6 protein-coding genes and 1 pseudogene are annotated in these 8,187 nt (G+C 60.3%); 5 read left to right on the top strand and 2 right to left on the bottom strand.

The features are described 5' to 3' along the window. Positions 1–1,245 (bottom strand): annotated as a pseudogene (locus tag C9413_RS23220) (cytochrome P450); the annotation flags it as partial. A 650-nt stretch (positions 1,246–1,895) separates the two neighbouring features. Then, positions 1,896–3,074, bottom strand: a complete 1,179-nt coding sequence (locus C9413_RS23225; protein WP_040114260.1) for an ROK family protein — start codon at positions 3,072–3,074, stop codon at positions 1,896–1,898. Positions 3,075–3,204: 130 nt separating this feature from the next. Here C9413_RS23225 and C9413_RS23230 point away from each other — a divergent pair, with 130 nt between their 5' ends. The 5 genes from C9413_RS23230 to C9413_RS23250 all read left to right on the top strand — a co-directional run. Continuing rightward, positions 3,205–4,206 (top strand): extracellular solute-binding protein, encoded by a 1,002-nt coding sequence (locus C9413_RS23230; protein WP_166677349.1) that lies wholly within the window; start codon positions 3,205–3,207, stop codon positions 4,204–4,206. Between the two features lie 37 nt (positions 4,207–4,243). Next, positions 4,244–5,242, top strand: a complete 999-nt coding sequence (locus C9413_RS23235; RefSeq protein ID WP_040114259.1) for an ABC transporter ATP-binding protein — start codon at positions 4,244–4,246, stop codon at positions 5,240–5,242. Next, a complete protein-coding gene (locus C9413_RS23240) occupies positions 5,239–6,948 on the top strand; it encodes an iron ABC transporter permease (protein WP_040114258.1) in 1,710 nt (569 codons plus the stop codon). Before C9413_RS23235 ends, C9413_RS23240 begins: the two co-directional genes overlap by 4 nt. Further along, the gene (locus C9413_RS23245) at positions 6,949–7,884 is read left to right on the top strand and encodes a sugar phosphate isomerase/epimerase family protein (protein ID WP_133938067.1); all 936 of its coding nucleotides are present in this window, start codon (positions 6,949–6,951) and stop codon (positions 7,882–7,884) included. Further along, the coding region (locus C9413_RS23250) for an inositol monophosphatase family protein (protein WP_281408667.1) at positions 7,881–8,187 on the top strand (307 nt) is incomplete at its 3' end. The genes C9413_RS23245 and C9413_RS23250, both read left to right, overlap by 4 nt.

The following is an 8,187-nucleotide window of genomic DNA, read 5'->3' on the forward strand; positions in this document are numbered from 1 at the left end:
CCCCTTGTTGTGCCCCCGCGCCCATGGCCGGGACCCGTCCAGGATCAGTTTCCCAATTCCGAACCCATGGCCGCCATAGGTGATGGGCGCCGTACCTTTCTTGATACGGAAGTCAGGGATGCGGGACAGCCACTCCTCCAGGGCGATGACGATCTCCCGCCGGGCAAGGTGCGAGCCAAGACAACGATGGGGACCATAGGCAAAAGCGGTGTGGCGATTGTCTTCTCGTGCCAAATCGATCGTGTTGGGACATTCGAATTCCGCCGGGTCACGATTCGCAATCATCGTGGGGCAGGAAATATAGTCTCCCTTACGGATCGGCGCGCCTTCGAAATCGATATCTTTCGTTGCCACGCGGATCATCTGCACGGTCGAATAGGCGCGTAGCAATTCTTCGGCTGCGAGCACGATTCGATCGGGTTCGCTCCGTAGCAATTCCTGGTCTCTAGGATTGCGCGCGAGATAGGCCAGGTCAAAGCCTATCGCCGTTGCGACTGTGTCGAGTCCCGCGACGAACAGAAGCACGCCAATGCCGCGGATTTCCTCGTCTCTCAGCGGGCGGCCATCGACCTTTGCCTGCACGACGAAGGTCATGAAATCGTCGGCCGGTTCCTTGCGGCGCATGGCTGCAAGATCGTCGATAAACGCCACAATCGTCCGGGCAGCTGCCGTTCGTTTGATGCCGTCGCCGTGGAGCAGATCCTTCGCCCAGCCGACAAATGTGTCGAGTCGCTCATCGGACAAGCCCAGAAAACGAAGGAAGATACTGACCGCAAAAGGAAAGGCGAAATCCTTCATGACGTCGCAACTTGTGCTCGACGCGGAGATCATGTCGATCAGCGCGTTCGCCGGCTAACGGACGCGCGGTACCAGCGCCGTCACCCCGTTGGGCGAAAGCAGCGGATTGAGTAGTGAGCGAAACACGCCGTGGGCCGGCGGGTCGAGTTCTAGCGGAATCATCGGCCAGTTTTCTCCGAGTGCGGAGGCAAAAATGCTCCGATGGCTGGAAAAGGTTGCGGTATCCTGCAGCAACTTGCGCTGGTCGTTGGCGCGAGTGATGACCCAGGTACCTCGGCCATCGCGCGTGTTGTAGGGAGAAAAAAAGATTGGCGGCCCGGCATGGGCGCAAGCGACAGCTGCGTGCGGATCCCCGTTTTTTGTGCGTTGCATGGCAGCAGACGTGAACAGGCTGAAGTCCCTTACCATTTCGGGCGGGACATGATCTGGAACCCGGTTACTCGGCACTGCTTTCTCCTGCCGTCAAAGCCCTTCGCCGAAAACGCCTCCCCGGCGAAGAGGGGACGAGCCAAATCGTCGAGCGCGACACTTCCAACCTCATGCAGCGCGACGCCGCCCGATGATATGCTTTCCGGCGATCAGATCGTCGTCCGGCTCGAAGTTCATCGCTGCTTATCGGCTGAGGTTGAAATTATTAGCGGCGTCGCCGCCTTGCCGGTCGGCATTGGCGTTTCACGGGATTGCTCTCTTCCGATAGAATGCGATCTGAGCAAAACTGACATGTTGCTATCCTTCGTTCCATGGCGGTTACCAAAGAAATGAATACCGGTCGACAGCTGTCGCCGCCCGCAACCAGATCTTCCAATATTCGTGCCAGTTTGACTGATCTAGCCGACGAAAGAATTTTGCGATTGCTTTTCAGCTATTTAGCCTGAGGCAAAACAAGAACTGGCTAAACAAGCCCGTGTCGCGGATCTAACAAACCCGACATCAGGTGTCGGATGGCATTACTTGCGGTGCTAATACGTTGTCATCGGAGAGCCACAACAGCCGATAACCAGAGGTCATGAAGCGGAGCGCATAAGGATGCGCTCATGCACAACGAGGCTTTCCGGTTGCACACTTGAGGCTGTGATGGCGTTGCGCGTTGCATCGAACTATGCGGCGGGAGTCCGAAAAACCGGCCGTCTACCGTTAAGGTGGGCGCTTCCACCATCGGCGACGGCACCCGTAAAAAAAGCCCTGAAGAATGGAGCGCAGCCGGCACCCACCGCGCCGGCCTGGACGCCAAGATGTGATGCGAAAACCGGAGCGATTGGCAGACCTCGGGATGGTCCTTCGATCGTCTCGGAGAGGATCGTTTCGACGAGCCGCACGTTAAGATCGCTAGGCAAGCGCCCGCCGATGACGATGCGTGCCGGATCGAAAAAGGCCGTTGCTGTGCGTACAGCTTGCCGAAGCTGCGCGCCGGCGCGCGTGATCCATTCGCTCACGACGGTATCAGCCGCCGCCGGCATTGCGCTCATGTCCTCGAAATCTCGAAGAGGGAAACCGGCCGCCTTCAGCGTCGCGAGAAGGTCCTGCCCTGAGGGCCGCGGCTGATCATAGGGGTAGAGTACGCCGGGCAAGCAGGCATTGCCATTTGCGCCGCGATACGGTCTGCCGTCGATCACGGCGCCGCCACCAACGCCATGCCCGATGTGAATGAAGAACAGAGGATCATCGGCGGCGTTGTCACTTGCAAACACGTATTCGCCGAGTGCCGCGGCAGTGCCGTCGTTTTCGACATGGCACGCAGTGTCGAAGGCGTCACGAAACGCTTCCATTGCCCGGCCGTCTTCAAAAGCGGGAAAGAAGGGGTGCGCTTTCAATAGGTTTGAGGCGGTGCCGAAGTTTCCAGGGACGGAAACGCCAATGCCGATAAGATCGCCTTTCTGGACGGACAACGCAGCGAGCATTTCATCGACGGCAGCCTGAGCCGCTTCCGCCACTTCCTCCGGCCTGCCGGTCCTCACCTCCACGGTCCTCGTTGCCAGGATCGAGCCGCCAAGGTCGATGATGACGACCTCCATGCGCGCTACCGAGAAGGTGACCCCGGCTGCGAAAAAGCGACTGGCCTGCAGCTGCAATAACCGACGTGGTTGACCTTGTGCGCCGCTTCGATTTGGCTCCTCCGAAACCAGGCCGAGATCCAGCAACCCCCCGATCAGGCGCGTCACCGAGGCACCTGTCATGCCGGACAGCTGCGCCAGGTCGACACGCGCCACTCCCCTGTTCTTGAATATCAGTTCGACGAGCCGTCGTTCGTTGAGGGAAAGTTCCGGCAGTGCAGGCATGGCGCAGTCCTGGCATTCGATTCATGGGTCCGGAAAAGCTATTGCAAAGAATATTAAATTGCGCAATGTAATTAAAGTGACACAGAGCCCACGTAAGAGGGAGCGTGTCCTCAAAACCTGGGAGAACATCATGAAACTGTCACTCGCTCTTGCATCTGCGGCTATCGCGCTCGCCACGGCTTTTCCGGCACTGGCCGACGCACTGACCATCTACAGCCCTCAAGGCGGCGAACGCGCGGACTGGATTGCCGAACAGGCCAAGGCCGCGGGCCATGACATAAAGCTGCTGAATGCGGGTGGCGGCGAGCTCTTCGATCGCCTGCTGGCGGAGAAGAACAACCCCCAAGCCGACGTCGTCCTCGGTATGGTGGACACCTCGATGGCCTTGCTGAAGAATGAAGGCCTCTTCCAACCCTATGCTCCAGCCTGGGCGAAGGACCTTCCGGCGCGATATAAAGACGCAGAAGGCATGGTCCACAAGTTCTGGCAGACACCGATTGTGCTCGCCTATTACCCGGACCGGCTGCCGGATGCAGAGGCGCCGAAGAGCTGGCTGGATCTTACCAAGGACGAATACCAAGGCAAATACGTCATCGGCGCCACTGCGGGGCAAACGACGCGCATGTATCTTGCCGGCATCCTCGTCCGGTTCCTCGACGCCAACGGCGAGGTGTCCGACGAAGGCTGGGATTTCCTGAGCAAGCTTTACGCCAACGCCATCGTCGCCAACGACGCGGATTCGCAGACCGAGGCGTTCAAATCCGGTCGCGCCTCGATCGATCTGAATTGGCTCGGCGGCACCTTCAAGCTGGCCAAAGACCTGGGCGCCAAGGTCAAGGTGATCGACACCGACGGCGGCACGCCTGTCATTTCCGAAGGCGTGGCGATCCTGGCCGGGACCGACCAGCTCGTTGAGGCCAAGGCCTTCGTTGATTGGTGGGGGTCGCCCGACGTGATGGCCGTCTACGCCGCCAAGTTCGGGCAGGTGCCCGTCTTGCCGGAAGCGTTGGCCAAGTCGCCGCCCGTCGTGCAGGAGAACGCCAAACTCGTGAAGGCGCAGCCGATCGACTGGGATGCAATCGCTCCCAAGCTCGACGGATGGCTGCAGAAGATCGAGCTTGAAATCCGCTAGTCAGCGGCAAGACCTGAAATGAATTGGAGGTCTAACCATGGCTGACAGCGTTCTGTCTCTGCAAAATCTCGACGTCGGCTTCCCTGGCATGACCGTTGTCCATGATCTGAACCTCGACGTTGCCGATGGTGCGTTTGTCTCGCTCCTCGGCCCGTCAGGCAGCGGCAAATCCACCGTGCTGCGCACCATTGCCGGGTTGCTCCCGGCCTTAGGCGGGAGGGTCGCCCTTGAGGGGCGCGATATCACCACCTTTCCCCCCGAGCGCCGCAACGTCGGTATCGTCTTCCAGAACTACGCACTGTTTCCAACGATGACGGCGTTCGAGAACATCGCATTTGCTCTGCGCGTCGCAAAGAAGCCGAAGGCGGAGATCGAAAAGCGCGTGCATGAGGTCGCCGCGATGGCCCGGATCACCGACCAGTTGGACAAGAAGCCGGCAAGCATGTCGGGCGGACAGCAACAGCGCGTGGCAATTGCCCGCGCGCTCGTGACCGGATCGCGCGTGCTGCTCTTCGACGAACCCTTGTCGAATCTCGACGCCAAGGTCCGCGCCTCGATGCGCCAAGAGATCAAGCGCCTGCAGACGGAACTGGGCTTTACCGCCATCTTCGTCACCCACGACCAGGAGGACGCCCTGACCATGTCGGACGTCATCGTGGTGCTCAATCACGGCAAGATCGAGCAGATCGGCGACGGCCGTACCCTCTACCGCAAGCCGGCAACGCCATTCATTTGCGAGTTCATCGGCGTCTCCAATGAGCTTGCTCCCCAATTGGCGGCTCGCCTCCTGGGCAGCGAAATCAAAGGCCGCAGCTTCGTGCGCCTAGAAGATGTGATGCTTTCGGCCACCGCCGGCATTCCGGCGCGGGTGAAGCACGTCGAATTCCTTGGGGCGTACAGCCGCATCGATCTCGATGTTGAGGGCCATGCCCTTTCGGCGATGCTGATCGGCGACCCGCTTCCGGATCCCGGAAGCACCGTCCCGCTCGCTGTCCGCCCTGGTGCGGCGCATATATTTGCGGAGGCGATCCCATGACCCGCACCGCTGGCTTCGACCGCCTTTTCTACTGTTTCGGCTTAATCGTCATCGCCTGGGCCGTACTGACCTTCCTGCTCGTTCCAATGGTTGCAGCCTTGCACGCCGCGCTGTTCAGGCATGGCGGGCTGGCAATCCTCGATGCTATTGCGGAGCTTGCTCGCTCACGCCGCGTCCGCGCCGCACTCTGGAACACCGCCTGGATGACGGGGATCACGATCGTCACCGGCACGATCGTCGGGATGTTTCAGGTGGCGGTGCTCGAATATTTCCGTGTCCGCGGACGTGGATTTCTAAAAGTTGCCTTCTCTACGCCATTGGTGTTTGGCGGTGTCGTTGCGGCCGCCGGCTACAACTTCACCTATGGCCCTGGCGGCGCCATCACCGCCGGCCTGACGGCACTCTTCCCGTCGATACCGCGTGATTGGTTCATCGGCTGGATCGGCGTTCTCTTTGCCCACACTTTCCTTATGACCAGCTTCCACTTCCTGTTTCTACGCGCCGCCATGCGCCGTATCGACTATTCGACAATCGAGGCGGCCCGCAGCATGGGCGCGTCGGAGCTGACGATCCTTCTGCGTGTCGTGCTGCCGGTCATCATGCCGACCTTGCTTGCCGTCACGCTGCTTACGCTCAGTACGGCCGCAGGCTCCTTTGCGGCTCCCCAGGTGCTGGGCGGCCGGGACTTCCACATGCTAAGTCAGATGGTCTTGACACTGAACAGCCTGCGCAGGCCCGACATGGCGGCGTTGCTGGCGCTGTTGATGGGCATCGTGCTCATGGGGCTCATACTGCTCTCACAGTATGTCGAGGCCAAAGGCGCCTATACCGCCGGCACGAAAACCACGGCCCGCATCCAGCTGCGTCAAATCCGCAATCCGCTCATGCGGATTGTGATGCACGCGCTGGCCTATTTGCTGGCAGCGGTCTACCTGGTGCCGGTCGCGCTCATCGTGCTGTTCTCCTTCGCTCCCGCTTCGAGCATCGGCATCGAGATATTGCCTTCCACATTCACCTTGGCCAACTACGCCCGGGTGCTCGGCGGCGGCACGGCTTTCGTTCCGTTCTTCAATTCGATGCTCATGGGCTCGGTCGCGGTCGCTGTGGCTCTCGCCATCACTCTCTTTGCCGTGCCGGTCATGGTGCGCCAGCGCAGCTGGTTGACGCGAGCCTTGGACATCAGCTTCTTTCTGCCCTGGATCATCCCCACCATCCTGCTTGCAGTTGGATTGATCGCCGCTTTCGACGCGCCCAATCCGCTCGTCGGCAATGTGGTGCTACTCGGCAGCTATTGGCTTCTGCCGATCGGCTACGTGATCTTCAGCCTGCCGCTCATGGTCCGTTTCATGCGCTCGGCGTTCATCGGGATCGATCCGGCCTTTGAAGAAGCGGCCCGCGCAATGGGTGCCTCCGGCTCCTATCGTTTCCGCCGGGTTGTTCTGCCGCTCGTGGCGCCGACCGCCATCCTTGTCGCCGGCATGAAGTTCAACAATCTGATGGCCGAGTATCCGCTCTCGGCCTTCCTTTACAACGTCAACAACAGGCCGCTGCCGATCGCCATCGTCGACGGCGCGGTTTCGGCCGATCCCGACCAGGCCGCCATCAGCCTCGCCTACGTGACGCTGATCATGGCCTTCTCGCTGGCCGTCATCCTCATCGCCGAGCGCCTCAGCCTCGGCCGCACCCCGGAATCAAGCAACCTCTGAATGGACACGCAAATGGATACTTGCATCACCGTCTGGCACTGGCCCAAGCATGAACGCTGGTACGACGAGGGCGTCCGCCAGTCGCTCGAGCTGATCCGGGAAGCCGGCTTCACGCATATCAACTGGAACCCTGATTCCGGCAGCTCCTACTTGCTTGCGGACGCCGAAATTGAGTTCACCCGGTGCATCATCGCCGAGGCCGGCCTGAAAACTCATTCCGTTCACGCCAGCAACGGCGTCAACCCCATAAGCGAGCTAGCTCATGCTGGGCCGGCGCCGTTTGCCATTGAGACGCGCAAGAACATCCTCTCCCCGCACGAATGGCAGCGTCAGAGCGGCGTCGAGCTCTTGAAGAACCGCGTTGACCTGGCCGCCGCCTTGGGCGCCCCGAACGTCGTGCTCCACGTCGACATCACCGACGACACGTTCCGCAACACCGGAGCCGAGCAGTCGTTCTTTGAGCCGCTGTACCGCTCGCTCGACGACGTCGAAGCCTATTGCCTCGAACGCAAAGTGCAGATCGCCGTCGAAACGCTGGTCAAGGCAAGTGCTCAGAACTATCTCAAACTCTATGCCCGGCTGTTTGACCGCTACAAATCCAACTTCATGGGTCTCTGCTACGACAGCGGTCATTGGGAACTGATCGAACCAGGCAAGGTGTCCGTGCTGGAGCTTTATGGCGACCGGCTGCTGGCGACGCACATTCACGACAATTTCGGCGCGATGGACGACCATCTGCTGCCTTTTGACGGCCGGCTGGACTGGAACGCTATCACGAAAGCCATCGCGGCGACCAATTACGCTACGCCGCTCAACTTCGAGACCCCAATGGATCGTTACGTCCTGGCGGAGGCTTCCTACTATCAACAGGCACACACGATCGCTGTGCGGCTTGAAGAGATGATCGCAGCAGCGAGAGGTAAGGCAGCAAATTGAACTACGATCTCGAAACGCGGCTGGGCTTGCTTCGGGACGTCACTGCCAAGGTTGGGGCTTTCGCGCTACTGCGCTTTCGCAGTCTTGCGCAAATCGCCATCGAGACCAAGGGCGAGGCAGACTACGTCAGCGCCGTCGACCGCGAGGCCGAAAGCCTCGCCCGCCGGCTCATTCATGCACAGTTCCCCACCGACGCCATTGTCGGCGAGGAGCAACCTGGCGATGCCCAAGGGGACCATTGGTTGATCGATCCCGTCGATGGCACCGCGAATTTCCTGTCCGGCATACCGTTCTGGGCGGTTT

This window comes from Rhizobium sp. SEMIA 4085 (assembly GCF_013004495.1).
GTDB lineage: Bacteria > Pseudomonadota > Alphaproteobacteria > Rhizobiales > Rhizobiaceae > Rhizobium > Rhizobium gallicum.

What these genes read in the sequence shown, in the direction of transcription:
- C9413_RS23235 (WP_040114259.1), top strand. Translation starts at nt 4,244, where the DNA reads ATGGCTGACAGCGTTCTGTCTCTGCAAAATCTCGACGTCGGCTTCCCT.
- C9413_RS23240 (WP_040114258.1), top strand. Translation starts at nt 5,239, where the DNA reads ATGACCCGCACCGCTGGCTTCGACCGCCTTTTCTACTGTTTCGGCTTA.
- C9413_RS23225 (WP_040114260.1), bottom strand. Translation starts at nt 3,074, where the DNA reads ATGCCTGCACTGCCGGAACTTTCCCTCAACGAACGACGGCTCGTCGAA.
- C9413_RS23245 (WP_133938067.1), top strand. Translation starts at nt 6,949, where the DNA reads ATGGACACGCAAATGGATACTTGCATCACCGTCTGGCACTGGCCCAAG.
- C9413_RS23230 (WP_166677349.1), top strand. Translation starts at nt 3,205, where the DNA reads ATGAAACTGTCACTCGCTCTTGCATCTGCGGCTATCGCGCTCGCCACG.